The organism is Kineococcus terrestris (assembly GCF_041020755.1).
GTDB lineage: Bacteria > Actinomycetota > Actinomycetes > Actinomycetales > Kineococcaceae > Kineococcus > Kineococcus terrestris.
In genome coordinates, this window is sequence record NZ_JBEUEI010000019.1 from 41,713 (window position 1) to 65,824 (window position 24,112).

Below are 24,112 nucleotides of genomic sequence, written 5' to 3' on the forward strand. Positions count from 1 at the left end.
CGGCTCAGCCGCGGGCCAGGCAGGCGGTGAAGTGCTCGGTGAAGGCCGCGGGGTCCACGTCGACGGCGACGCGGGCGTTGCGGCGCGGCCCGTCACCGCCGTCGGGCGCGGGGGCGAGGTCGGCCAGGACCGCGCCGCGCAGCGCGTCGTCCGTGGACACCACCACGTGCGCGTCGCGCCAGACCACCAGGTCCGGGCGGGTGACGACGGCCACGGCCAGCGGGTCGTGCAGCGCGCAGGAGCCGCCCCGCTCCTCCCCGTCGCGCTCCAGCCGGTCGATCCAGGCCAGCGCGTGCTCGCCGGCGAAGGCCGGGAACGGCCGCCCGTCGGCGGCCATCTCCCGCGCGCGCTCGCGGGTCAGCCGCACCCGCAGCGTCACGTCGAGGCCGACCAGGTCGGGCACCAGCCCGGCGTCGAGGACGATCCGCAGGGCCTCCGGGTCGTTCCAGACGTTGAACTCCCCGGGCATCCCGGCCCGGGGCGCGGGGGACAGGTACGTGCCGCCCATGACGACCAGGCGGCCCACGTCGGCGGCGAAGCCGGGGTCCAGGCGCGCGGCCAGCGCCACGTTGGTCAGCGGCCCGATCGCCACGACCGTCACCGCGCCCGGCGCCGAGCGCACGACGTCGACGAGGACCGCGGCCGCCCGGGTGGAGGCGGGCGCGCGCACGGGCGTGCCCGCCGGGACGCGGCCCGGCGGCGGGCCCGGGCGCAGCAGCGGGCGGTCCGCGCCCGCGTGCACCGGCACGCCCGCGGCCCCCAGCCGGTGCAGCAGGTCCAGCGTCAGGGTCGTGACCGAGGACAGGTCGGTGTTGCCGTAGACCGTCGTCACGGCCGCCAGGTCGATCCCCGGGTCGGCCAGGGCCAGCGCGAGGGCGAAGCCGTCGTCGACCTCGCTGCCCGGCTCGCCCAGCGACAGGTCGGTGTCCAGCACGACCCGGTGCCGGGCGCCTCCCGCCCCGCCCGCCGCACCCGCCGCAGCGCCGGCCCCGGCGCTCACCGCGACGGCACCGGGCCGGTGGACCCGCGCACGACGAGCTCGGTGGCCAGCTCGACGTGGTGGGAGTCCAGCTCCTCGCCCGCGGCCATCCGCAGCAGCGTGCGGACCGCCACGCGGCCCATCTCGCGCAGCGGCTGGCGGATCACCGTCATCGGCGGGGTGGACACCCCGGCCAGCTCGGTGTCGTCGAAGCCGGTGATGCTGAGGTCGTCGGGCACCCGCAGGCCCCGCACGCGGGCCGCCTCCATGACCCCCAGCGCCAGCGTGTCGCAGGCGCCGACGACGGCGGTCGGCGGGTCGGGCAGCGCCAGCAGCTGCGCGCCGAGGCGGCGCCCGGACTCGAACTGGAAGTCGTCGTGCAGCACGTGCTCGGGCCGCACCGGCAGCCCGGCGACCTCCATGGCCGCCCGGTACCCGTGCAGCCGCGCCTGGTTGCACCCCGAGCCCGGCGGCCCGCCCGCGAAGGCGATGCGCTGGTGCCCCAGGGACAGCAGGTGCTGGGTGGCGGTCATGCCGCCGGCGAAGTTCGTCGAGCCGACGCTGACGACCTCGCGGCGCGGCAGGTTCAGCGGGTCGATGACGACCAGCGGCAGGCGGGCGTGCTCCAGGGCGTCCACGTGGGCGGCGGACAGCTCGCCGGTGACCACCACGACGCCGCTGCGCCCGGCGGCGGCCAGCTCGCGCGCCCACGCGCGCGGTGCCGTGCCGGGACGGCCGTCGACGAGCTTGCCGACGACGACCGAGGCGCCGACCTCCTCGCCGCCGGCCACCACCCCGTCGATGATCTGGGTCTGGTAGGCGCCGAAGTCGCCGTGCACGAGGAACTCCACCGTCGTGGCGGCGGGGGTGCGCCGGGCCACCGGGGGGTTGTAGTCGTGGGCGCGCAGGAGCGCCTCGACCGCCGCCCGGGTCTCCGCCGACACGTCGTCGCGGCCGTTGACGACCTTAGAGACGGTGGCGACCGACACGCCGGCCGACGCGGCGATCGTCGCCAGCGTGGGGCGGCCCCGGGGGGCCAGCGCGGGACGGCCGCGGGTGCGGGCGGGTTCCCGCTGCAGTTCCGTCACGAGGTGCCTCCCGTCGTCGGAGGTCGCGACGTCGCGTCCTCGCCGGCGACGACTGTAGCTCCGCGGCGACCGCCGCGACCAGCACTCGCCACCGCAAGTTTTCGAGACCGTTTCGAGACCCCGCCGTGCCGTGCCGGTGGCCGCGTCGTCGCAGCCCAGGCCGTTCCAACGCTGGAAGAGCACGCTCTCACGGTCTCTTCGGGCGACTCGCTTGACCGGGCCGGATCGGGCTCCTATGGTCGCTGCGACGACGGCGGGGTCGAAAGCTTTCGGCAACGTCGCGACAGCAATCGGGGCCTCGGCCCCCGGCGCGGTCACCCACGACCCCGTCGGACGGAGCAGCCGCGAGGGAGCGGCTCGGCGCATCGGAGATCGAAGTGGATCAGCAGCGAACTTCTCGTCGGTCCTTCCTGACCCTGGCCATGGCGACCCCCCTCGCCGCGACGGCCCTGACCGCCTGCGGCGGGTCCTCCGGGCCCGGCCAGGCCGCGGAGGGCGAGGCCTCCATCTGGTTCCTCACCGGTGAGCCGAAGGAGGCGATCCGCAACCAGTCGGTGGAGAGCTTCAACGAGTCCTCCGAGACCGGCCAGCTCGCCCCCGTCGCCTACCAGAACGACGCCTACAAGACCAAGATCCGCACCTCCATCGGCGCGGGCCAGGCGCCCACCCTCATCTTCAGCTGGGGCGGCGGCAGCGTCCGCGACTGGGCCCAGGCCGGCCAGATCGAGGACCTCACCAGCTGGATCGAGGAGAACCCCGACGTCCGCACGCGCCTGTTCGACGCGGCGTGGAACCCGGGCATCGTCGACGGCGCCATCTACGCGGTTCCGCACGAGACCGTGCAGCCCGTCTTCCTGTACTACAACAAGCGTCTGTTCGACCAGGTCGGCGCCCAGCCGCCGCAGACCTGGGACGACCTGCTCGCCCTCGTGCCCGTCTTCACCGAGGCCGGCATCGCCCCCATCTCGCTGGCCGGCCAGTCGCGCTGGACCACGATGATGTGGCTGGAGTTCCTCGTCCTGCGCATCGCCGGCCAGGACGCCTACCAGGCGATCAACGACAGCGCCCCCGACGCGTGGTCGGACCCGGCCGTCCTGCAGGCGCTCACCGCCGCCCAGGACCTCGTGCGCGCCGGCGGCTTCGTGGAGGGCTACAACTCCATCGTCGCCGACCAGAACGCCGACCAGGCGCTGCTGTACACCGACCGCGCGGCGATGCTGCTGCAGGGCAGCTGGTGCTTCGGCTCCATCAAGGCCGACGGCGGGGACTTCGTCTCCGGCGGCAACCTGGGCTACCAGTCCTTCCCCGTCGTCACCGGCGGCGCGGGCGACCCGACCAGCACCGTCGGCAACCCGGCGCAGTACTACTCGATCTCCGCGAACGCCACGGACGAGCAGAAGGAGATCGCCCGCGACTACCTGGCCAACGGCGTCCTCACCGAGGAGATCGCCGAGGCCTTCATCAACGAGGGCGGCGAGGTCCCGATCCTCAAGGGCGTCGAGGACCAGCTCGCGGCGGCCGAGGACGGCGAGTTCCTGTCCTTCGTCTACGACACCGCCGTCAACGCCTCCTTCTTCGGCATGTCCTGGGACCAGGCCCTGAGCCCGACCGCGGCGCAGGAGCTGCTGACCAACATCGAGCAGCTGTTCGGCAACCCGGACGGGTACACCCCGCAGCAGTTCGCCGACGCGATGAACGCGGCCACGGCCCAGTGAGCAGCGCAGCCAGCACCACCGCCGCGGCCCGTCCGGCCGCGGCGGTGGGGCACCGCGGGAGCTCCAAGACCGGCGGGACCGGCACGCTGTGGTGGCTCGTCCTGCCGGCGCTGGCCTTCTTCACCTTCTTCGGCATCGTCCCGCTGGTCGGCGTCTTCGCCCTCAGCTTCACCGACTGGGACGGCATCGGCCCGGTCGAGTTCGCCGGCCTGAGCAGCTGGACGGCCGTCCTGCGCGACCCCGAGCTGCCCAACGCCCTGCTGGTGACCTTCCTCATCATGGCGCTGTCCTGGCTCTTCCAGACGCCCATCAGCCTGCTCATCGGCGTCTTCACCGCCGGCTACCAGCGCTACCGGGCGTTCCTGGCGGTCCTGTACTTCATCCCGCTGCTGCTGAGCTCGGCCGCCATCGCCATCGTCTACAAGGCGCTGCTGGACCCGAACTTCGGCATCGGCGCCAGCCTCGGGCTGGGCATCCTCGACCAGGACTGGCTGGGCCGGCGCTGGCTCGCCCTCGGCGTGGTCATCTTCGTCGTCTCCTGGCAGTTCGTGCCGTTCCACTCCCTGATCTACCAGGGCGGCGTGCGGCAGATCCCGGCCTCGATGTACGAGGCGGCGCAGCTGGACGGCGCCGGGCGCGTGAAGCAGTTCTTCCACATCACCGTGCCGCAGCTGAAGTACACGATCATCACGTCCTCGACGCTGATGGTCGTCGGGTCGCTGACGTTCTTCGACCTCATCTTCGTCCTGACGCAGGGCGGACCGGGCAACGCCACCCGGGCGCTGGCCCTGGACATGTACCTGCGCGGCTTCCGCGCCAGCCTCATGGGGCAGGCCAGCGCGATCGCCGTCATCCTCGTGCTGGTCGGTCTCGCCCTCGCGCTGCTCCTGCGGCGCCTGGGCGGCAAGGACGCGAACAGCAGCCAGCTGGAAGGGGCCTGACCCATGGCCACGACGGTCGACACGCCCCCCGAGACCAAGGCGGCGCCGCGCGCCAGCCGGCGCGGTGCCACCAGCACCTCGCGCAACTACCTCGGCGGCCTGGCCGGGTGGATCTGGCTGGCGATCATCATCGTCCCGATCTACTGGATCCTGGTCACCAGCTTCAAGGAGCAGTCGGAGTACTTCCGCACCAACCCGCTGTCGCTGCCGGAGAACCCCACCTTCGCGGCGTACCAGCAGGTCATCGAGTCGGACATCGCCCGCTACTTCCTCAACAGCGTCATCATCACCGTGGGCACGGTGGTGCCGGCCATCCTCATGTCGTTCATGGCGGCCTTCGCCATCGTGCGCGGCGGCGGCGGGCGGTTCCTGCGCACCGTCAACGGCATCTTCCTCATGGGGCTGGCCATCCCGCTGCAGGCGACGATCATCCCCGTCTACCTGATCATCATCCGGATGGAGCTGTACGACACGCTCTGGGCGCTGATCCTGCCCTCGATCGCGTTCGCCATCCCGCTGTCCGTCCTGCTGCTGAGCAACTTCATCCGCGACGTGCCCAACGAGCTGTTCGAGTCCATGCGCCTGGACGGCTCCAGCGAGTGGGGCAGCATGTGGCGCCTGGCGTTCCCGCTGACCCGTCCCGCGATCGTCACGGTGAGCATCTACAACGCGCTGCAGGTCTGGAACGGCTTCCTGCTGCCGCTGGTCCTGACCCAGAGCCCCGACAAGCGCGTGCTGCCGCTCGCGCTGTGGACGTTCCAGGGCCAGTACACGGTCAACATCCCGGCCGTCCTGGCCGCGGTCGTGCTGAGCACCCTGCCGATCCTCGTCCTGTACGTGGTCGGCCGCCGCCAGCTCATCGCCGGCCTCACCGCGGGCTTCTCCAAGTAGCCCCACCGCACGACCGCACGACCGCACGACACCGTCCCCGGGGCCCGGCGGGCCCCGGGGACCACCTGTTCGCACCGCACCCGGAAGGACCTCCTGTGACATCCCCCGCGGGCGGGCGCTCCGCGCTCGTCGTCCGAGGCGGCTGGGACGGGCACCAGCCCGTCGAGGCCACCGACCTGTTCATCCCGCACCTGGAGGCGAACGGGTTCACCGTCCGCGTCGAGGGCTCGCCCGAGGTCTACGCCGACGGCGACTACATGGCCGGGGTGGACCTGGTCGTGCAGTGCAACACGATGAGCACGATCGAGAAGGACCAGCTCGCCGGCCTGATGACGGCCGTCGCGAACGGCACCGGGATGGCCGGCTGGCACGGCGGGATCGCGGACTCCTACCGCAACTCCTCCGACTACCTGCACTTCATCGGCGGGCAGTTCGCCTGCCACCCGGGCAAGGCCCCCGAGGAGCTCACCGGCGAGCAGTCGGACAACTACGTCCCCTACCGCGTCGAGATGCTGCCCGCGGCCGCCGACCACCCCATCACGCAGGGCATCGGCGACTTCGACCTGGTCACCGAGCAGTACTGGGTGCTGACCGACGACTACCTCGACGTGCTGGCCACCACGACCCAGGCCGTGCGCGCGTGGGACCCCTGGCACCGCCCCGTGACCTCCCCGGCGATCTGGACCCGCCAGTGGGGGAAGGGGCGCATGTTCGTCAGCACCCCCGGGCACAACGTCGAGGTGCTGAAGGACGAGAACGTCAAGACCATCATCGAGAGGGGCCTGCTGTGGGCGGCACGGTGAACCCGCTGCGCGTCGGCGTCGTCGGCGCCGGCACGATCAGCGCGCAGTACTCCGCGTGCCTGCAGCGGCTGCCGCAGCTGCGCGTCACCGCGGTCTCGGACCTGTCGGCCGAGCGGGCCGGCGCCCTGGCCGCCGAGCACGAGGGCGCCCGCGTCCTGGAGCTGCCGCAGCTGATGGCCGCCGACGACGTCGACGTCGTCCTCAACCTCACGCTGCCGCGCACGCACGCCGAGATCGCGCTGCAGGCGCTGGCCGCCGGCAAGCACGTGTACGGCGAGAAGCCGCTGGCGATGGACGTGGCCGAGGGCCGCGGGGTCGTCGAGGCCGCCGCGGCCGCCGGGCTGCGCGTCGGCTGCGCGCCCGACACCGTCCTGGGCACCGGCGTGCAGACCGCCCGCGCCGTCGTCGACGCCGGCGAGATCGGCGTCCCGCACTCGGCCACGGCGTTCATGACCACGCCCGGGCACGAGCGCTGGCACCACTTCCCCGACTTCTACTACCAGCCGGGCGGCGGCCCGCTGCTGGACATGGGGCCGTACTACATCACCTCGCTGGTGCACCTGCTCGGTCCCGTCGAGCGCGTCGTCGGCGTCTCCTGGCGCCCCTCGCCGACCCGCACGATCGGCCGCGGCCCGCGGGCCGGGGAGAGCTTCGAGGTCACCACGGACTCCTCCACCGCGGGGATCCTCGTGCACGCCTCGGGCGCCGTGTCCACGCTCGTCATGAGCTTCGACACCTGGGCGGCGCGGCTGCCGCGCATCGAGGTCCACGGCACCGGCGGCTCGCTGTCCGTGCCCGACCCAAACCTCTTCGACGGCACCGTGGAGGTCTACTCGGCGGCCAGCGCCCCCGAGCCGGGCCCCGGCGCCGACCACGAGGCCAACTGGCGCGACGCCGGTGTGCGGGCGGGCTACCTCGACGCCGGCCGCGGCTACGGCCTGGCCGACCTGGCGGTGGCGCTGGGCGAGGGCCGCGCGCACCGCGCCAGCGACGAGGTCGCGCTGCACGTCCTGGACGTCATGGAGTCCGTGCAGCGCGCCGCCGCCACGCGCGGCTCGGTCGAGCTGACCACGACGTGCGAGCGACCGGAGGCGATCGCCTCCCCGGTCGACCTCACCGCCGCGGCCGTCGGCGCGTGAGCGGCACCCGGGTGGACGGCGGCTGGCGGGGGCTGGAGGCCGACGGCCCCCACGGGCCCGTCCCGGTCCGCGTCCACCCGGGGGCCGGCGACGGCTGGCTGCTGTGGGTCCACGGCGGCGGGTTCGTCGCCGGCGACCTCGACATGCACGAGGCCGACGGGGTCGCGCGGTGGCTGGCCGCCGACGCCGGCCTGACCGTCGTCACCGTCGACCACCGGCTGGCCACCCGGCTGGAGGACAGCCCCCGCTGGCCGGTGCGCTGGCCCGTGCCCTCCGACGACGTGCTCGCCGCGTGGGACCTCGTCACCACCCGCGCCGGCGGTGCACCCGTCCACCTGGGCGGGTGCTCGGCCGGCGCCAACCTGGCCGCGGGCGCCGTGCTGCGCCTGCTGGAGCGCGGGCGCGCGGTGCCGCGCTCGCTGGTGCTGGCCTACCCGACGCTGCACGTCGTGCAGCCGCCGCCCGGCGACGACCTGGCCGCCGCGCTGCTGTCGCTGCCGGCGCAGGACCGCTGGGGCCCGGAGCAGGTGCGCGGCATGTACGCCAACCTCCTCGGCCCCGCGCTGCTGGAGACCTCCGGCGCGGGCGGTGAGGGCGCCGTGGACGTGCCGCTGGCCGCCGTGCCCGGTGCCGCCCGGCCCGAGGACGTCGCCGCCTTCCCGGCCACCTACGTCCTGCTCGGCGACGTCGACGGCCTGCGGCCCTCGGGCGAGGACTTCGCCCGCACGCTGCGCCAGGCCGCCGTCCCGGTGCGCGTGGAGGTCGAGGAGGGCACCGTGCACGGGCACCTCAACCGCCCCGAGGAGCTCTCCTGCGCGCGCAGCCTGCAGCGCCTGAGCCGGTGGTACGCCGAGCACCGCGCCGGCGCCCCCGCCGACACCGCGGTGTGAGACCGCACCCGCGACCTCACACCGCGGCCCTCCCGGACGTCTACCGGGTGTGAGAGCGGAGCGGGGCCCGGAGCCCTTCGAGGCGGTCGTGCGGCGGCACGGGCCGGCGGTGCTGCGGGTGTGCCGCGCCGTGGTCGGCCTCGACGCGGCCGACGACGCCTGGTCGGAGACCTTCCTCGCCGCGCTGCGCGCCTACCCGCGGCTGCCGCCGGGCAGCGACGTGCGCGCCTGGCTGGTGACGATCGCCCACCGCAAGGCCCTGGACGACCACCGCGCCCGCCGCCGCCGGCCCGTGCCCGTGGGGGCGCTGCCCGAGGAGGGGGACCGCGCCGGCGCGGTGCCCGGCCCCGGCTCCTGGCGCGAGGACCTGTGGGAGGCCGTGGCGGCGCTGCCGGACAAGCAGCGCCGCTGCGTGGCCTACCACCACCTCGCCGGGCTTCCGCACGCCGAGGTCGCCGCCCTGGTGGGCGGCACGCCCGCGGCCGCCCGCCGGGCCGCCTCCGACGGGGTGCGGGCCCTGCGGCGGACCTGGACGGCGGACCCGGACGACGCCCCGGGCGGGGCGGGCGCGGCGGGTGGGACGCACGAGCAGCGGTCGACGACGCAGGGGGTGCTCCGTGGGCGGTGACGTGGAGCTGGACGTGGCTCTGGACGGGGCTCTCGACGGGGCTCTGGACGGGGCTCTCGACGGGGCTCTGGACGGGGCTCTGGACGACGGGGAGCACCGGGGGGGCAGCGCGGTCGAGCGGCTCCTGCGGGACCTGGTGCGCCGGGCGGAGGCCGAGCAGCTGCTCGACGTCGCCTACCGGGTCGTGGACGGCCCGCTGGGGCCGCTGCTGCTGGCGGCCACCCCGCGCGGGCTGGTGCGCGTGGCGTTCGCCGTCGAGGGGCACGAGGCGGTGCTGCAGGACCTCGCCGACCGCGTCAGCCCGCGCGTGCTGCACGCGCCGGGACGACTGGACGAGGCCGCCCGCCAGCTGGACGCCTACCTGGCCGGGCGGCGGCGCGCGGTGGACGTGCCGCTGGACCTGGCGCTGGCGCGCGGCGGCTTCCGCCGCGAGGTGCTGGCCGCGCTGCGGCGCATCCCCTACGGCGGGACCGCCACGTACGCGCAGGTGGCGGCGGCCTCGGGCAGCCCGGCGGCCGTGCGCGCCGTCGGGACCGCGTGCGCGCGCAACCCGCTGCCGCTGGTGGTGCCCTGCCACCGGGTCGTGCGCAGCGACGGCCGCGCCGGGCAGTACCTGGGCGGGGCCGACGTGAAGCTGCGGTTGCTGCTCCTGGAGGGGGCGCGGCACGATCGGGACGAGGGTGGAGCACCGCGCGGTGCCCGAGCGGGAGGTGACCGGTGAGCGAGGACGTCAGCGAGCACGACGCGCCCGACTACGCGCCGGACCCCGCGCTGCGGCCCGAGGACACCGAGGCCGTCGAGGAGGCCGTCGAGCGGGTGCGCGAGCCGTCGGGCGAGCGCCCGGAGCCCAGCGACGCCGACGAGCGCGACGTCCCGGTGGACGACCCGGACGACGCCGACGAGCCCGCTGGTGGCGCGTGAGCGGACGAGCGGGAGGCCCGCGGTGCGCTGGGTGCTGCTGCTGCGCGGGGTGAACGTCGGCCGGATCACCGTCCGCGGCGCCGCCCTGTCGGCGTGCCTGACCGGGGCGGGGTTCACCGGCGTGCGCACCGTCCTGGCCTCCGGCAACGCGGTCGTGGACGTGGCGGACGAGGCCGGCGAGGCGGGCCCGGCCGGCGACGACGGCGAGGGCGGCGCGGACGGCGCGGAGGTGGTGCGCGCGCGGGCGGAGGCGGCGCTGCGGGCGGGGTTCGGGTACGAGGCGTGGGTCGTGGCGATGACCCCCGCGCGCCTGGCCGAGGTCGCCGACGGGTGGCCCTTCGGGCACGAGGAGGGGGTGCGGGAGCACTGCGTCCTCACCTCCGACCCCGCGCGGCTGGCTGACCTGCACGCCACCGCCCCCGTCGGCGAGCGCGAGCGCGTGCGGCTGGCCGGGGACGTCCTGTACTGGGCGGTGCCGGCCGGCTCGAGCACGGACACGCCCTTCGCGCGGGCGCTGGCCGCGGCGCGCTGGAAGCCGCACGTCACCACCCGCACCGTGCGCACGCTGCGCCGGGTGCTCACCGCGGCGGAGGCCCCGTGACCGACCCCTCGACCGGCCGCTCCGCGGTCCCCACCGGCCCCGCCGGCCCCACCGGTGCCGCTGCTCCCGCCGACCCGGGCGACCCGTACGCCGGGCTGCGCAGCGAGACGCCCACCGAGCGGCAGGACCGCAACTGGGTCGAGCTGCTGCAGGAGCTGCGGGTCGTGCAGACCGGCGTCCAGCTGCTCACCGGGTTCCTGCTGACGCTGCCGTTCCAGGCGCGCTTCGCGGAGCTGGACACCTTCCAGCGCACGGTCTACGTCGTCGTGATGCTGCTGGCCGTGACGGCGACCGTCCTGTTCGTCGCCCCCGTCGGCTACCACCGCGCCCTGTTCCGCCGCCGGTCCAAGCGCCGGCTCGTGGACGCTGGGACCCGCTTCGCCAAGGCCGGGCTGACGACGGTGGCGCTCGTCGTCAGCGGGGTCGTGCTGCTCGTCGTGGACGTCGTCCTCGGGCGCGCGTGGGGCGTGGCGGCCGGCTCGACCATCGCCGCGCTGGTCGTCCTGTTCTGGTGGGTGATGCCCCGCAACGCCGTCCGGCTCGCCCGCCGCGAGAACGGCGGCTGACCGCGGCACGGGCGGGCCGGTGCTCAGGACCCGGACAGGGCCGCCGCCAGGGCCGGGACGAGGTGGTCCAGCGCGTAGGGCACCGACAGCGCGGTGCCGTAGCTCATCGCCCCGCGCACGTCGAGGTCGGGCAGCACCAGGGCGCCGCGGCGCACGACGTCCAGGGACGCGAGCACGCCGTCGGTCTCCACGCCCGCGCGCGAGCCGTCGTCGGTGAGCACGACGAGGACGTCGGCCTCCAGCAGGTCCAGGCGCTCGCGGGAGACCTCCACGAAGAAGCTGTCGCCGGTGTCGGCGGCGGCCACCGCCTCGGGCAGGGCGAAGCCCAGGTCGGCCATCACCTGCCCGCGCGCGTCCCCGGGCAGGAACACCCCGTAGCGCCCGTCGTAGGGCAGCGCCACCACGCCGGTGCGCCCGGCGAACTCGGGGTTCGCCGCCCGGGCGTCGGCGAACGCCCGCTCGACGTCCTCCTCCAGCCGGCGCCCGGCCTCCTCCCGGCCGAGCGCCGTGGCGATGAGCCGGGTCTGGACGGCCCGGTCGACGGCGTAGGCGGTCGTGCCGGCGGGCCGGGCCAGGACCGGCGCCACCCGCGACAGCTGCTCGAACAGCGGCGCCTGCAGCCCGGAGGAGACCGCCAGGACGAGGTCGGGGCGCAGCGCGGCGACCTCCTCGACGCTGACCTCGGCGTCGGAGCCCAGCCGCACCGGCGTCCCCGTCAGCAGCGGCTCGGCCCACGGCCCCAGCCCCGTCTCCGGGTAGAAGGTGAAGCCGGTCGTCGCCAGCGGCTGCCCGCCCAGCGCCAGCAGCACGTCGGCGTCGCTGACGCCCACGCTGACGACCCGCTGCGGCGCCGCGGGCACCTCGGTGGTGCCGAACTCGCTCTCGAAGGTCAGCGGGAACGGGCCGCCCGGCCCGGCGCCGGTGGCCGCGACCGGTCCGGCGGGGGCGTCGCCGGCGCACCCGGCCGCGCCGAGCAGGGCCGTGCCCACCACGCCCACCGTGCCCGCGGCGCCGGCGAGCAGGCCGCGGCGGCTGGGGAGGGGCGCGGGGCGGGCGGGACGGAGGTCAGCGGTGATCGACATGTCCGTGAGGGTAGCCTCACCTCACTCAGAGGGGCCGGAGGGGCCGGTCCCGACCCGGCAGCCGCTCAGTCCCGCCGGCGCACCGCGCGGGCGGCCGCCCCCACCGTCTGCCGCACCCCGTCGACGACGATCTCGCGGGCGCCCGCGCGCTCCCCGGCGTCGGAGGACACGGCCTGCCGGACGACGGCCTTCGCGGTCGACACCAGCTGCTCCCGGGTGGTGTGCGGCGGGATCATCGGCACGTTCGCGTCGACCACGGCGTGCACGACGACGGGCTCGCGCGCGGCCACCGCCCGGTCCAGGACGGCGTCCAGGCCCTCGGGGGAGTCCGCGCGCAGACCGCCCAGCCCCAGCAGCTCGGCGTAGCGGTCGTACGGCAGGGACGGCACCTCCATCGCGGGCCGGAACGGCACCTCCGCCTGCACCGCCCGCGCCTCCCACGCCACGAACGACAGCTCCGCGTTGTCCAGCACCACCACGACGAACCGCGGGTCCGCCCACCCGCGCCAGCGCTGCGCCACGGTGATCAGCTCGTTGACGCCGTTCATCTGCATCGCCCCGTCCCCGACCAGCGCCAGCACGGGCCGGTCCGGGTGGGCCTGCTTGGCGGCCAGCGCGTACGGCATCCCGCCGCCCATCGACAGCAGCGTGCCCGACAGGGACGCCAGCATCCCCGGCCGCAGGTCCAGGTCGCGCGCGTACCAGCTGGTCGCCGTGCCGCAGTCGACGGCGATCATCGCGTCGTCGCTCAGGCGCTCGGACAGCCCCCGCACGAGCAGCTCGGGGTTCAGCGGGTCCGCGGCGGCGCGGGCCCGCTCGGCGCTCCACGCCCGCCAGTCGCGGTTCCACCCGGCGATCTCCTCGCGCCACGACGGGTCCGGGTCGGCGCCCTCCAGCAGCGGCAGCAGCGCCCGCAGCGTCTCGGCCGCGTCCCCGACGAGGTTGACCTCGGTGGGGTAGCGCGTCCCGCAGCGGGTGCCGTCGACGTCGACCTGCACGGCGCGCGCCTTCCCCGGCGGCGGGTAGTGCTCGCTGTACGGCATCGTCGTGCCGACCAGCAGCAGTACGTCGCACTCCTGCATGAGGTTCCAGCTCGGGCGCGTGCCCAGCAGCCCGATCGCGCCGGTCACCCAGTCCAGCCGGTCGTCCAGGACCGCCTTGCCCAGCAGCGCCTTCGCCACGCCCGCGCCCAGCCGGTCGGCCACGGCGGTCAGCTCCTCGGTCGCGCCCAGCGCACCCGCTCCCGCCAGCACCGCCACCCGCCGGCCCGAGCGCAGCACCTCCGCGGCCCGGGCCAGCGCCTCCGGCCGCGGGACGCCCGGCAGCGAGCCCGGCACCGCGCTGGTGCTCACGTACCCGTGCCCGTGGGGGACCTGGAGCACCGCGTCGGCGTCCTGCAGGTCGCTGGGCAGCACGACGGCCGTCACCGTGCGCCGCTCGCGGGCCGTGCGGGCCGCGCGGTCCACCACGTGCTGCACCTGGCTGGCCGCGGAGACCTGGAAGACGAAGTCGCCGGCCACGTCGCCGAACAGCCGGACCAGGTCCAGCTCCTGGTAGTACTGCGAGCCCAGCGCGGGGGTCGCGGTCTGCCCCAGCAGGGCGACGACGGGGACGTGGTCCAGCTTGGCGTCGTACAGGCCGTTGAGGACGTGGACCGCGCCCGGCCCGGAGGTGACGACCGCGACGCCCAGCGGGCTGCCGCCGTACTTCACGTCCGCGGTGGCGGCGAAGCCGGCGGTCTCCTCGTGGCGCACCTGCACGAACTCCGCCTCGCCGGCCTCCACGGCGCGGCCGATCGCGGAGACCACCCCGCCGATCCCGTCGCCGGGGTAGCCGTAGAAGCGGCGCGCGCCCCACGCGGCCAGGCGCGAGACGACGTGGTCACCGACCGTGGGGGAGCTCATCGCCCCACCCTCGACGCGCGACGGCCGCCCCGCACCTCAGGTGCGGGGCGGCCGTCGGCGCCCGTCGCGGGCTGGTCAGTCGCTGGGCATGCGGGTGTGGTGCTGGTCGCCCAGCGCGCCGTCACCGCTGCCGCCGCCGGAGGTCACCTTGTCCTTGACCTGCCCGGCCACCGCTCCCGCGGAGTCGGACAGCTTCGCCCCGGCCTGCTTGGCCATGTCGGTCCCGCGGTCCTGCAGGTCGACGACCTTCTCCTGCACCTTCGGGTTGCCCCACAGGCGCCCGGCGGCCGCGGCGATCTGGTCGTAGCGCTCCCGGCCCGCTCGGGTGCCGAGGACGTAGCCGGCGGCGCCGGCGACGAGGAAGAGGGCCTTGCCCTTCATCACGTGCCTCCCTGGGGTCGTGGTCGTGATCTCGCCCGTCCACTCTGGCAGCGCGGGCCGCGGCCCGCGCGCCGAGCCGCCGTCGACGGCCTGCTCAGCGCCCGGTGACCGCGGTCAGCGCCGCCGCGAGCGCCGCGACGTCCCCGGCGGTGGTGTCCAGGTGCCCCGACACGCGCAGCACGTCGCGGGTCATCTCCTCCGGCGCTCGCTCGCGCGCGGCGGCCGTGGTGACGGTGCCGTGCTCGGCGAGCAGGCGCGCGCGCACCGCGAGCACGTCGACGTCGTCCCGGTCGGGGCGCAGGGTGACCGTCGCGCTCGGCTCGGCGGCGTCCTCCACGACGGTCCAGCCCGGCACGTCCGCCAGCCCCTCGCGCACGGCGCGGCCCACGGCCGCCAGCCCGGCGCGCACGCGCTCCGGCCCGAGCGCGAGGTGCTCGGCCAGGGCCGCGGCCAGCCCGACCCGGCCGGCCACGTGCCCCTCGGAGCGGTCGCCCAGGCGCCCGCGCCACGCCGAGCCGGGGGAGGCGGCGACCAGGCCGACCCCGCGCGGGCCGGCCAGCCACTTGCGCGAGGTCGCGTAGACGACGACGTCGGCGCCGGCCAGGTCCCCGGTCAGCGGCAGCCGCACGTCCAGGTGGCCCAGGGCCTGCGCGGCGTCCACGACGACCGGCACCCCGGCGCGCGCGCACACCGCGACCAGCTCGGGCACGGGCTGCACGGTGCCGGCGTGGCTGCCCAGCCACGTCAGGTGCACCAGGTCCGGGCGCCGCGCGCGCAGGGCCGCGGCCAGGTCGGCGGGGTCGAGGCGGTGCGGGCCGGGTGCGTCGGGAGCGGGCAGCGCCGGGGCGCTCGCGCCGACGGACGCCAGGAGGGTCAGGTTGGGGCCGTACTCGCCGCGGGCGCGCAGGACCGTGCGCGGCGGGCCGCCGGGCCGGGCCAGCAGGACGTGCAGGAGGGCGTCGTGCGCGGAGTGCGTCCAGGCGACCGAGCCTTCGTGCCCGCCCCCGTGCCCGTCCCCGTGCCCGTCCTCGTCCCAGCCCAGCAGCGTGCGGACAGCGGCCCGGGCGCCGTCGAGGACCCCGGCGGCCTCCGCGGCGGCCACGTACCCGCCGGCCTCCGCCTCGCGGCGGGTGTGCGCGGCGACGGCGTCCAGGACCGCGGTGCTGCTGCGGCCGGCGGCGGCCGAGTCCAGGTGGCGCAGGGTCCGCGGCGGGCGGGCGGCGCGGTGGGCGGCGCCGAGGCCCGGCACGAGGTCCTCGGCGGGGTCGTCGGCGGGGTCGTCGGCGTGCTCGGTGTCGGTCGCACGGGTGGGCTCGGTGGTCACGGCGGGATCGTGCCAGCAGCGCGTTCCGCTGTCCGGCCAGCGGGCCGGACGCTGTCCACGTCGGTGGCAGGGCGCTAGGGTGCGGCACGTGCAACGGCTGCTCATCACCGGGTCCAGCGGGACCGTCGGACGCCTGCTCGTCGACCGCCTCGCCGCCGCGCGGCCCGACCGCCGCCTGCGGCTGCTCGACCTGCACCACCCGGACGGGCTCGCCGATCGCGCGGACCCGGCGGGCGTCGAGCTCGTCGAGGGTTCGGTCACCGACGCGGCCGTCGTGGCGGCCGCCGTCGAGGGCGTCGACGCCGTCCTCCACCTCGGCGGCATCAGCGTCGAGGGCCCCTGGCGCGACGTCCTGGAGGTCAACGTCCACGGCACGTTCACGGTGCTGGACGAGGCCGCCCGCGCGGGCGTGCGCACCGTCGTGCTCGCCTCCAGCAACCACGCCGTCGGCATGACCCGCCGCGGCGACGCCGACCTGCCGGCCGACGCCCCGTTCCACCCGGACACCTACTACGGCTGGTCCAAGACCGCCGGGGAGTCCCTGGGGCGCCTGTTCGTCGAGCGCGCGGGCCTGGACGTCGTCGCGCTGCGCATCGGCTCGTGCCGGGAGCGGCCGCAGAACGTGCGCGAGCTGGCCACCTGGCTCTCGCCCGACGACTGCGCCCGCCTCGTCGAGGCGTCCGTCGACCCGGCGACCACGGGCTTCCACCTCGTGTGGGGCGTCTCGCGCAACACCCGCCGCTGGTGGTCGCTGGCCGAGGGCGAGGCGATCGGCTACCGGCCCGCCGACGACGCCGAGGTCTTCGCCGCCGAGGTGGAGCGCGCCGGGGGCGAGCCGGTGCCGGTGGACGTGGTCGGGGGGAGCTTCACCCGGTTCGCGCTGGGCACGTGCGACGTGCAGGGTTGAGCGCGCAGGCCCGCGCCCGCGGGCCGCGGGAGGAGACCAGCATGGCCAGCGTCAGCCCGATCGACGTCCAGAAGGCGCTGCACGGCGTCGAGTACCCGGCCAGCAAGGACGCGCTCGTGCAGGCCGCCGAGGGCAACGGGGCGTCGGGCGAGGTGCTCGAGGCCGTCAAGGGCATCCCCGAGCGCGAGTACGAGGGCCCGACGGGCGTGTCGGCCGAGATCTTCAACTGACCCCTGTGCCACCCCCGCCGTGATCATGGACGGGTGAGACCTCACCCACCCATGATCACGGCGGGAGGGGGTGCCGCGGGAGGTGCGGGCCCGGGCGGGTCAGGCGGTGGGGCCGGAGGCGCGCGGCGCGACGGCGGCGTCGGTCACCGGCAGGGCCGCGGGGACGGCGGCGACGGCGGGGACGGCGCGCCGCCAGCGGAGCGCGGCCGGGGCGCCGTACGCGGCGGCCGCGAGGACGGCCGCGGTGGCGCCCAGAGCGCTGCCGCCGGCGCCCAGCACGACCGCGGCGGCCAGCAGCGCCGCGCACAGGAGGAGGTCGCCGGCGGCGACCCAGCGAGCTCGTGCCGTCGTGTCCACGGTGCCCCCTCTCCTCGACCTGCGTCTGCCACTGATTGTGAGTTCGGCGGACCGAACACGCAACTGGAGCGTCCGGGAGCCGCGGGTGCGGCGGTGCGCTCCGCGGGCGGTCCCGGGCGCGGTGGCAAGCTGAGCCCGTCGCGGCGCGGGCCGCGGCGCCGGGCGGTGCGCGCCGCGCGTCAGCGCACCCGGCCGGCACGACGAGGGGGACACCGTCCCCGGGGGAGGCCCGAGACGTGGTGCCGACCGCCAAGCGGACCGCTGCCACCCGCACCCAGCCCGCGGGCAGCGGCGGGGCGGAGGTCTTCACCCCCGCCGCCGAGGACTGCCTCAAGATCGTCTACACGGCGGGGGAGTGGTCCGAGCGCAAGGTGACCCTGTCGATGCTCGCGGGCGAGATGGGCGTGTCCGCCTCCACCGCCTCCGAGGCCGTGCGCAAGCTGACCGACGCCGGCCTGCTGCTGCACGAGCGCTACGGCGGCGTCGAGCTGACCGAGGCGGGCCGCGCCCGCGCCCTCGTCGTCGTGCGCCGCCACCGGCTGCTGGAGACCTTCCTCGTCGCCGACCTCGGCTACTCCTGGGACGAGGTCCACGAGGAGGCCGAGGTCCTCGAGCACGTCGTCTCCGACCGGCTCCTGGACCGCCTGGACGCCCGCCTCGGCCACCCCGAGCGCGACCCGCACGGCGACCCCATCCCCCAGCCGGACGGGACCGTGCCCCAGCCCGGCGCGCACGCCCTCGGCGACCTGGCCGAGGGCTCCGCGGGCGTCGTGGCGCGCATCTCCGACGCCGACCCGGACGTCCTGCGCTACTTCGCCGAGCTCGGCCTCGGCCTCGACGTGCGGGTGGAGGTCGTCCAGCGCCGCGGGTTCGCCGGCACCACCGTCGTGCGCATCGGGGGCGACGGCGGGCGCGAGGTCGACCTCGGCGACCCCGCCGTGGCGTCGGTGTGGGTGCTGCCGGCCCGGTGAGCGCTCCCGCGGGCCCGGGCGGGCCGCACGGTCCGGCCGGCGGGGTCGCGCGCGACGAGCACGGCCGCCCGCTGGCCGCCACGACCCACGACGTCACCGTCCTCGACGGCGGGGCCGGCGGCGAGGTCCCGGGCGACGCCCTGCTGCGGGCCCTCGGGCGCAGCACCGCCCTCGCGCCCGCCCGCACGGGCGCCGGCGTGCGGGCCGCCGCGGCGGCCGTCCTCGGCGCGCGCGTCGTGCTGGCGGGACCGGCGGTGCCCGACGGGGCGCTGGCGGCCGCCGCGGAGCTGTGCACCGGGCTGCTCGTCCTGCGCCCCGCGGCCCGGTCGCTGCCGCCGGCGCTGCGCCGGCGGGTGGACCTGCTCGTGGCCCGCCGGGCGGACCTGGCCGCGCTCGCCGGCGGAGCGGACGGGCCGGGGGACCCGGGAGACCTCGACGACGTCGTCGCGCGGGTCCGGGCGCTGCGCCCGGACCAGACGAGCGTCGTGGTCGGGGCGGGCGCCGGCGCGGTGGTCGTGACCCCCGGCGGGCACGCCGCCGTGCCGCTGGACGCGACCCCGTCCGCGGACGCCGTCGCCGACGCCTTCGCCGACGGGCTGGTGGACGGTCTGCTGGGCGGGCTCGGGCTCGTCGACGCGGTCCGCTGGGCCGGGCACGTGGCGGCCCGCGCGGCCGGGACGGCGCAGCGCGGCGGGCCGCCGCACCGGGACGAGGTGGGGCCGACGAGGGTCCTGCCGCCGACAGGAGGGAGCACGCCGTGAGCGTGGGCTGGGGTTTCGTGGGCACGGGCGGCATCGCCCGCACGCTCGCGCGGGCGCTGGAGCTGGTGCCGGGCGGGCGGCTCGTGGCGGTGTGCTCGCGCAGCGCCGCGCGGGCGGAGGCCTTCGCCGCCGAGCACGGGGCCGAGCGCGGCTACGACGACGTGGAGCGGATGCTGGCCGACCCGGCCGTGGACGCCGTCTACGTGGCCACCCCGCACCCGCAGCACCACGCCCCGGCGCGGGCCGCGCTGCTGGCGGGCACGCCGGTGCTGGTGGAGAAGCCGGTGACGGTGACGCTGGCGGCGCTGCGGGACCTGGTGGACACCGCGCGCGAGCGCCGGGTGTTCTGCATGGAGGCGTGGTGGACGCGCTTCCTGCCGGGCACGGCCGCGCTGCTGGACGTCCTCGGCTCGGGCGCCGTCGGCGAGGTGCGGGCCGTCCACGCCGACCTCGGCTTCCCGGCGCCGCCGGAGGCGCGGCGCTTCTGGGACCCGGCGCTCGGCGGCGGGTCGCTGCTGGACCTGGGCCCGTACCCGGTGGGGCTGGCGCACCTGCTGCTGGGAGCGCCGGAGACCGTGCGCGCGGTGGGGTCGCTGTCGCCGGAGGGCGTGGACCGGCAGACGTCGATCGCGCTGGGCTGGGCCTCGGGCGCGGTGGCGTCGCTGTCGACGACGGTCGTGGCGCAGGCCGCGGGCCGGGCGTGGGTGGAGGGCTCGCGCGGGTGGGTGGAGGTGGAGGCGCCCGTGCACTCGGTGCCGGCGTTCACGGTGCACGCGGACGGCGCCGCGACGCGCCACGAGCACGCCGTGGCCGACGGGCACCGCTTCATGCTCGAGCACGTGCACGACTGCCTGGCGCGCGGTGCGACCGAGAGCCCGCTGCTGCCGCTGTCGCGATCGCTCCAGGTGCAGGCGGTGCTGGAGGAGGTGCTGGACCAGGTCGGGGTGACACGGGTGCGCGAGCTCGGCTGAGGCGCCCGCGCGCCCGTCCCGCCGGGCCGCACGGGTGGTGCGCGTTGCTCCGTCCGGGGGACGGGGCCTCAAGGACGTCGAGAATGATCTCGCTCAGGGTTCACACTGATTGACACAGCGTCACCAAAGTCAGGAGCCCGTGATGCGCCTCGGATCCGCCCTCGTCCCCCCCGCCGCCCGCGGCACCACCGCTGTCGACCGGCTCGCCACCGTGCGCCCCGCGCAGCGCATCACGCCGGACTACGTCGACGAGGACCCGATCGACGCCCTCACCGTGTCCGACCGCGCGCTGCTGTGGCACCTGTACGGCGGGTTCGACCTCTCCGGCCGCGACGCCGACCGCCCGGAGGAGCTGCGCGACGACGTCGTGCGCGACCGCCTGCGCAGCACCCCCGCCGCGCAGCTGGCCGCCGAGATCGCCCGCGAGCGCGCCCGCGGCACCGTCTCCGGCGGGCGCGACCTGACCGCCGAGGACGTGCGCCGCGCCATCGGCCACCTCACCCTCACCTCCCCGGACCCCGTGCCCGTCGAGGTGCAGCTGCGGCTGTGGGCGTTCTTCGCCGGCGACGACCGCGCCGGGCGCCTGGACGTCGTCCTCTGAGTCCCCGGGTCCCCGGGTCCCCGGGGAGCCCGGCCGGTGGCAGGGTGAGGGGGTGCGCCTCCTCCTCGTCCGCCACGGGCAGAGCCCGTCCAACGTGGCGCACCTGCTCGACACGCAGGTGCCCGGCCCCGCGCTGACCGACGTCGGCCGCGAGCAGGCGCAGGCCCTCGTCGGCCTGCTCGGCGACGAGGGGATCGGCCTGGTCACCTCCTCCCCGCAGACCCGCGCCCGGCAGACCGCCGCGCCGCTGGCCGCCGCCCTGGGCCTGGACGTGGAGGTCGTCGAGGGCCTGGAGGAGATCGCCGCGGGCGAGCTGGAGATGCGCGGCGACGAGCCCGCCGTCCGCGCCTACCTCGGCGTCGTCGGCTCCTGGCTGACCGGCGACCTGGACGTGCCGATGCCCGGCGCCGCCGACGGGAACGCCTTCTTCGCCCGCTACGACGCCGCCGTCGGGCGGGTCGTGGCCCGCGCCCGCGAGCTCGGCACCGGTGTCGCGGTCGCCACCAGCCACGGCGCCGCGATCCGCTGCTGGACGGGCGCGCGGGTGCGCAACCTGTCCGCGGAGTACGTCGTCGCCACCGGCCTGCTCAACACCGGCTGCGTCGCGCTGGAGGGCGAGCCGGAGACCGGCTGGACCGCCACGAGCTGGATGGGCGCCGCCCTGGACCCCGAGCGCGCCGAGGCCGCCGGCGCCGGCCCGGCCGGCGAGCCCGCCGCGCCCTCGGTGTTCTGAGCCGTGGACGCGCTGCGGACGGGCACCGCCGACCTCGTCGCGCGGGCCGCCGCGCTCGCCGAGCGCGGACCCCGCACCGTGCTGGGCCTGGTCGGCCCGCCGGGGGCCGGGAAGTCGACGCAGGCCGCCGCCCTTGTCGACGCCCTGGGCCCGCGGCGCGCGGTGCTCGTGCCGATGGACGGCTTCCACCTGGCCGACGCCGTCCTCGGCGCGCTGGGCCGCCGGGGGCGCAAGGGCGCCCCCGACACCTTCGACGCCGGCGGGTACGCCGCGCTGCTGCGCCGGCTGCGCGCCCAGCCGGGCGCCGGCCCGGAGGACGAGGTCGTCTACGCGCCGGAGTTCCGCCGCGAGATCGAGGAGCCCGTCGGCTCGGCGCTGCCCGTGCCGCGCGACGTCCCGCTCGTGGTCACCGAGGGCAACTACCTGCTGCTGCGCGAGGGGCCGTGGGCGGCGCTGGAGGGGCTGCTCGACGAGACCTGGTACCTGGAGGTCCCGCCGGCGGTGCGCCTGCCCCGCCTGGTGGCCCGCCACGAGCGCTTCGGGCGCGCGCCGGAGGCGGCGCGCGCGTGGGCGGAGGGCAGCGACGAGGCCAACGCCCGCGTCGTGGCCGCCGGCCGGGACCGCGCGGACCTCGTCGTGGTGCTCGACGACTGACCCGGCCTGGTGCCCGTCCGTCACGCCGGTCCCGCGCGTCCCGCCCGCCCCACCCGTTGCGCTCGCCGCGCACCGCTGCCAGGCTCCGCGCACCGCACGCCCGCGGACCGCCCGTGACGAGAGGCGCCGTCATGACCGTGACGCAGCAGCCCACGACCCCCCGCCCGAGCGCCCGCGCCCGGCTGTCCGCCGCGGCCCTCGCGCTGTGCACCGGCCTCGGCCTGAGCGCGCTGGCCCCCGCCTCCGCGGCACCCCCGCAGCCGTCACCGCCGCCGCTGCCGGCGCCGCCCGCGCCACCGGCCCCGGAGCGGCCGCCGGGCAGCGTGCCCGGCCTGGACAAGGTCCCCGTCGCCACCGGCTACGGCGGCGCGGTCGCCAGCGTCGACGCCGACGCGACCGCCGCCGGCCTGGACGTCCTGCGCCGCGGCGGCAACGCCGTCGACGCCGCCGTCGCCACCGCGGCCGCGCTCGGGGTCACCGAGCCGTACTCGGCCGGTGTCGGCGGGGGAGGGTTCCTCCTCTCCTACGACGCCGCCAGCGGCACCGTCACCTCGATCGACGGCCGCGAGGCCGCGCCCGCCTCCCTGGCCCCCGACGCCTTCGTCGACCCCGCCACCGGCGAGCCGTACCCCTTCGCCGAGCTCGTGGCCAGCACCCTGTCCGTCGGCGTCCCCGGCACCCCGGCCACCTGGGAGCGGGCGCTGGCGGAGTCCGGGACGATGTCGCTCGCGCAGGTGCTGTCCGGCCCGCGGGCACTGGCCGAGCGCGGGTTCACCGTCGACGAGACGTTCCGGCAGCAGACCCTCGACAACGCCGGGCGCTTCGCCGGCTTCACCTCCACCGCCGAGCTGTTCCTGCCCGGCGGCGACGCGCCGCAGGTCGGCTCGACGTTCCGCAACCCCGACCTGGCGCAGACGTACCGGCTGCTGGCCGAGCAGGGCACCGCCGCCCTGTACGCCGGGGAGCTGGGCCGCGCCGTCGTCGACACCGTCGCGCACCCGCCCGTGGCCGACGGCGTCGAGCGCGAGGTGCTGCGCGGCGGGATGACGCTGGCGGACCTGGCCGCCTACCGGGCCGTGGACCGCGCGCCCACGCGCGTCGAGCACGGCGACGTCGAGGTGTACGGGACGGCACCCCCCTCCAGCGGCGGCAGCACCGTCGGCGAGGCCCTGAACATCCTCGCCCAGCTGCCCGGCGACGACGGGATGCACAGCGAGGCGGACCTCGAGCACTTCCGGCTGGAGGCCGCGGCCCTGGCCTTCGCCGACCGCAACCGCTGGGTCGGCGACCCCGACGTGCAGGACGTGCCCCTGGCCGAGCTGCTGTCGCCGGCCTTCGCGGCCTCCCGCGCCTGCCTCGTCGACGGCGAGCGGGCGCTGCCGCGGCCCGTGGCCCCGGGCGCGCTGGGCGCCGACGGCACCTGCGCCACCGACGGCGAGGCCGCCGAGGGCGCCGTCGAGGGCCCGTCCACCACCCACCTGGTCACCGCCGACGCGGCGGGGAACGTCGTCTCCTACACGCTGACCATCGAGCAGACCGGCGGCAGCGGGATCGTCGTGCCCGGCCGCGGGTTCCTGCTGAACAACGAGCTGACCGACTTCAACCCCGTCGCCGCCGTCGAGGGCGTGCCCGACCCGAACCTGCCCGGGCCGGGCAAGCGGCCGCGCAGCTCGATGGCCCCCACCATCGTGCTGCGCGACGGGCGGCCGTTCCTGGCGCTGGGCTCGCCCGGCGGCGCCACCATCATCGGCACCGTCTACGGGATCCTCGTGGACCGCCTGCACCGCGGGCTGGACCTGCCCGCGGCCGTCGCCGCGCCCCGCGTCTCGGAGCAGAACCGCGAGGCCGGTGCCGCCGCCGAACCCGCCTACGTCGACTCCGACCTCGGCCGCGAGATGACCGCGCGCGGTCACGTGCTCGTGCCCACCGCCGAGATCGGCGCGGCCGCCGCGCTGGAGCTCCTCGAAGACGGGCGCGTGCAGGCCGTCGCCGAGCCGGTGCGCCGCGGCGGCGGGTCCGCGGGGGTCGTGCGCCCGGCGGACTGAGCGGCGGGAGGATGGGGCGGTGAGCGAGA

At 76.8% G+C, this 24,112-nt stretch carries 27 protein-coding genes; 20 read left to right on the top strand and 7 right to left on the bottom strand.

Annotation, left to right across the window (positions count from 1 at the left end):
* Positions 1-4 precede the first annotated feature (4 nt).
* Together AB8M62_RS12835 and AB8M62_RS12840 are read right to left on the bottom strand one after the other, a co-directional pair.
* Positions 5-934, bottom strand: coding sequence for a nucleoside hydrolase (locus AB8M62_RS12835; protein ID WP_369069806.1), 930 nt, complete (start codon positions 932-934; stop codon positions 5-7).
* Positions 935-996: 62 nt separating this feature from the next.
* Complete coding sequence (locus tag AB8M62_RS12840; RefSeq protein WP_369055510.1) at positions 997-2,058, bottom strand: LacI family DNA-binding transcriptional regulator; 1,062 nt, start codon at positions 2,056-2,058, stop codon at positions 997-999.
* 386 nt (positions 2,059-2,444) lie between these two features.
* Here AB8M62_RS12840 and AB8M62_RS12845 point away from each other — a divergent pair, with 386 nt between their 5' ends.
* From AB8M62_RS12845 to AB8M62_RS12895, 11 genes are all read left to right on the top strand, one after another.
* On the top strand, positions 2,445-3,782 hold the full coding sequence (locus AB8M62_RS12845; RefSeq protein ID WP_369069807.1) for an extracellular solute-binding protein: 1,338 nt from the start codon (positions 2,445-2,447) through the stop codon (positions 3,780-3,782).
* A gap of 44 nt (positions 3,783-3,826) precedes the next feature.
* Positions 3,827-4,723, top strand: a complete 897-nt coding sequence (locus tag AB8M62_RS12850; protein ID WP_369055511.1) for a carbohydrate ABC transporter permease — start codon at positions 3,827-3,829, stop codon at positions 4,721-4,723.
* 3 nt (positions 4,724-4,726) lie between these two features.
* Positions 4,727-5,614, top strand: coding sequence for a carbohydrate ABC transporter permease (locus tag AB8M62_RS12855; protein ID WP_369055420.1), 888 nt, complete (start codon positions 4,727-4,729; stop codon positions 5,612-5,614).
* A gap of 95 nt (positions 5,615-5,709) precedes the next feature.
* On the top strand, positions 5,710-6,417 hold the full coding sequence (locus AB8M62_RS12860) for a ThuA domain-containing protein (protein WP_369055422.1): 708 nt from the start codon (positions 5,710-5,712) through the stop codon (positions 6,415-6,417).
* Positions 6,402-7,556, top strand: a complete 1,155-nt coding sequence (locus AB8M62_RS12865) for a Gfo/Idh/MocA family protein (protein WP_369069808.1) — start codon at positions 6,402-6,404, stop codon at positions 7,554-7,556. The genes AB8M62_RS12860 and AB8M62_RS12865 overlap by 16 nt, the downstream gene beginning before the upstream one ends.
* Positions 7,553-8,446, top strand: a complete 894-nt coding sequence (locus AB8M62_RS12870) for an alpha/beta hydrolase (RefSeq protein ID WP_369069809.1) — start codon at positions 7,553-7,555, stop codon at positions 8,444-8,446. The genes AB8M62_RS12865 and AB8M62_RS12870 overlap by 4 nt, the downstream gene beginning before the upstream one ends.
* A gap of 49 nt (positions 8,447-8,495) precedes the next feature.
* A complete protein-coding gene (locus AB8M62_RS12875; RefSeq protein ID WP_369069810.1) occupies positions 8,496-9,074 on the top strand; it encodes an RNA polymerase sigma factor in 579 nt (192 codons plus the stop codon).
* Positions 9,075-9,153: 79 nt separating this feature from the next.
* Complete coding sequence (locus AB8M62_RS12880; RefSeq protein WP_373694935.1) at positions 9,154-9,795, top strand: methylated-DNA--[protein]-cysteine S-methyltransferase; 642 nt, start codon at positions 9,154-9,156, stop codon at positions 9,793-9,795.
* Positions 9,792-9,995, top strand: coding sequence for a hypothetical protein (locus AB8M62_RS12885; protein WP_369055430.1), 204 nt, complete (start codon positions 9,792-9,794; stop codon positions 9,993-9,995). The genes AB8M62_RS12880 and AB8M62_RS12885 overlap by 4 nt, the downstream gene beginning before the upstream one ends.
* Positions 9,985-10,596 carry a DUF1697 domain-containing protein gene (locus AB8M62_RS12890; RefSeq protein ID WP_369069811.1) on the top strand — a complete coding sequence of 204 codons (612 nt, stop codon included), beginning with the start codon at positions 9,985-9,987 and terminating at the stop codon, positions 10,594-10,596. The genes AB8M62_RS12885 and AB8M62_RS12890 overlap by 11 nt, the downstream gene beginning before the upstream one ends.
* Positions 10,593-11,162, top strand: a complete 570-nt coding sequence (locus AB8M62_RS12895; RefSeq protein WP_373694934.1) for a DUF6328 family protein — start codon at positions 10,593-10,595, stop codon at positions 11,160-11,162. The genes AB8M62_RS12890 and AB8M62_RS12895 overlap by 4 nt, the downstream gene beginning before the upstream one ends.
* A gap of 23 nt (positions 11,163-11,185) precedes the next feature.
* Here AB8M62_RS12895 and AB8M62_RS12900 read toward each other — a convergent pair whose 3' ends face one another.
* From AB8M62_RS12900 to AB8M62_RS12915, 4 genes are all read right to left on the bottom strand, one after another.
* Positions 11,186-12,244 carry an iron-siderophore ABC transporter substrate-binding protein gene (locus AB8M62_RS12900; protein ID WP_369055434.1) on the bottom strand — a complete coding sequence of 353 codons (1,059 nt, stop codon included), beginning with the start codon at positions 12,242-12,244 and terminating at the stop codon, positions 11,186-11,188.
* 65 nt (positions 12,245-12,309) lie between these two features.
* On the bottom strand, positions 12,310-14,148 hold the full coding sequence (locus AB8M62_RS12905; RefSeq protein WP_369069812.1) for a thiamine pyrophosphate-requiring protein: 1,839 nt from the start codon (positions 14,146-14,148) through the stop codon (positions 12,310-12,312).
* Between the two features lie 75 nt (positions 14,149-14,223).
* Complete coding sequence (locus tag AB8M62_RS12910) at positions 14,224-14,529, bottom strand: YtxH domain-containing protein (protein ID WP_369055438.1); 306 nt, start codon at positions 14,527-14,529, stop codon at positions 14,224-14,226.
* Between the two features lie 94 nt (positions 14,530-14,623).
* Positions 14,624-15,778: an aminotransferase class V-fold PLP-dependent enzyme gene (locus tag AB8M62_RS12915; RefSeq protein ID WP_369069833.1), complete on the bottom strand. Its 1,155-nt coding sequence runs from the start codon at positions 15,776-15,778 to the stop codon at positions 14,624-14,626.
* A 163-nt stretch (positions 15,779-15,941) separates the two neighbouring features.
* Here AB8M62_RS12915 and AB8M62_RS12920 point away from each other — a divergent pair, with 163 nt between their 5' ends.
* Both AB8M62_RS12920 and AB8M62_RS12925 read left to right on the top strand, forming a co-directional pair.
* A complete protein-coding gene (locus AB8M62_RS12920; protein ID WP_369069813.1) occupies positions 15,942-16,760 on the top strand; it encodes an NAD-dependent epimerase/dehydratase family protein in 819 nt (272 codons plus the stop codon).
* 41 nt (positions 16,761-16,801) lie between these two features.
* Positions 16,802-16,990 carry a DUF2795 domain-containing protein gene (locus AB8M62_RS12925; protein ID WP_369055442.1) on the top strand — a complete coding sequence of 63 codons (189 nt, stop codon included), beginning with the start codon at positions 16,802-16,804 and terminating at the stop codon, positions 16,988-16,990.
* 99 nt (positions 16,991-17,089) lie between these two features.
* On the opposite strand, the gene AB8M62_RS12930 is transcribed toward AB8M62_RS12925, so the two are convergent.
* Complete coding sequence (locus AB8M62_RS12930; RefSeq protein ID WP_369069815.1) at positions 17,090-17,347, bottom strand: hypothetical protein; 258 nt, start codon at positions 17,345-17,347, stop codon at positions 17,090-17,092.
* Positions 17,348-17,586: 239 nt separating this feature from the next.
* Between AB8M62_RS12930 and AB8M62_RS12935 the strand changes: the two genes are divergently transcribed.
* The 7 genes from AB8M62_RS12935 (at position 17,587) to ggt (ending at position 24,083) form a co-directional block, all read left to right on the top strand.
* Positions 17,587-18,318 (top strand): metal-dependent transcriptional regulator, encoded by a 732-nt coding sequence (locus tag AB8M62_RS12935; RefSeq protein ID WP_369055515.1) that lies wholly within the window; start codon positions 17,587-17,589, stop codon positions 18,316-18,318.
* Complete coding sequence (locus AB8M62_RS12940) at positions 18,315-19,079, top strand: hypothetical protein (RefSeq protein ID WP_369069816.1); 765 nt, start codon at positions 18,315-18,317, stop codon at positions 19,077-19,079. Before AB8M62_RS12935 ends, AB8M62_RS12940 begins: the two co-directional genes overlap by 4 nt.
* The gene (locus tag AB8M62_RS12945) at positions 19,076-20,050 is read left to right on the top strand and encodes a Gfo/Idh/MocA family protein (RefSeq protein WP_369069817.1); all 975 of its coding nucleotides are present in this window, start codon (positions 19,076-19,078) and stop codon (positions 20,048-20,050) included. The genes AB8M62_RS12940 and AB8M62_RS12945 overlap by 4 nt, the downstream gene beginning before the upstream one ends.
* A 142-nt stretch (positions 20,051-20,192) precedes the next feature.
* A complete protein-coding gene (locus AB8M62_RS12950; RefSeq protein ID WP_369069818.1) occupies positions 20,193-20,651 on the top strand; it encodes a hypothetical protein in 459 nt (152 codons plus the stop codon).
* A gap of 52 nt (positions 20,652-20,703) precedes the next feature.
* Positions 20,704-21,384 carry a histidine phosphatase family protein gene (locus AB8M62_RS12955; RefSeq protein ID WP_369055451.1) on the top strand — a complete coding sequence of 227 codons (681 nt, stop codon included), beginning with the start codon at positions 20,704-20,706 and terminating at the stop codon, positions 21,382-21,384.
* A 3-nt stretch (positions 21,385-21,387) separates the two neighbouring features.
* Complete coding sequence (locus AB8M62_RS12960; RefSeq protein ID WP_369069819.1) at positions 21,388-22,038, top strand: nucleoside/nucleotide kinase family protein; 651 nt, start codon at positions 21,388-21,390, stop codon at positions 22,036-22,038.
* Positions 22,039-22,169: 131 nt separating this feature from the next.
* Positions 22,170-24,083 carry a gamma-glutamyltransferase gene (gene ggt / locus AB8M62_RS12965; protein ID WP_369069820.1) on the top strand — a complete coding sequence of 638 codons (1,914 nt, stop codon included), beginning with the start codon at positions 22,170-22,172 and terminating at the stop codon, positions 24,081-24,083.
* Positions 24,084-24,112 lie beyond the last annotated feature (29 nt).

Coding starts and splice junctions, on each gene's coding strand:
- AB8M62_RS12855 (WP_369055420.1), top strand. CDS start 4,727: ATGGCCACGACGGTCGACACGCCCCCCGAGACCAAGGCGGCGCCGCGC.
- AB8M62_RS12900 (WP_369055434.1), bottom strand. CDS start 12,244: ATGTCGATCACCGCTGACCTCCGTCCCGCCCGCCCCGCGCCCCTCCCC.
- AB8M62_RS12905 (WP_369069812.1), bottom strand. CDS start 14,148: ATGAGCTCCCCCACGGTCGGTGACCACGTCGTCTCGCGCCTGGCCGCG.
- AB8M62_RS12910 (WP_369055438.1), bottom strand. CDS start 14,529: ATGAAGGGCAAGGCCCTCTTCCTCGTCGCCGGCGCCGCCGGCTACGTC.
- AB8M62_RS12925 (WP_369055442.1), top strand. CDS start 16,802: ATGGCCAGCGTCAGCCCGATCGACGTCCAGAAGGCGCTGCACGGCGTC.
- AB8M62_RS12950 (WP_369069818.1), top strand. CDS start 20,193: ATGCGCCTCGGATCCGCCCTCGTCCCCCCCGCCGCCCGCGGCACCACC.
- ggt (WP_369069820.1), top strand. CDS start 22,170: ATGACCGTGACGCAGCAGCCCACGACCCCCCGCCCGAGCGCCCGCGCC.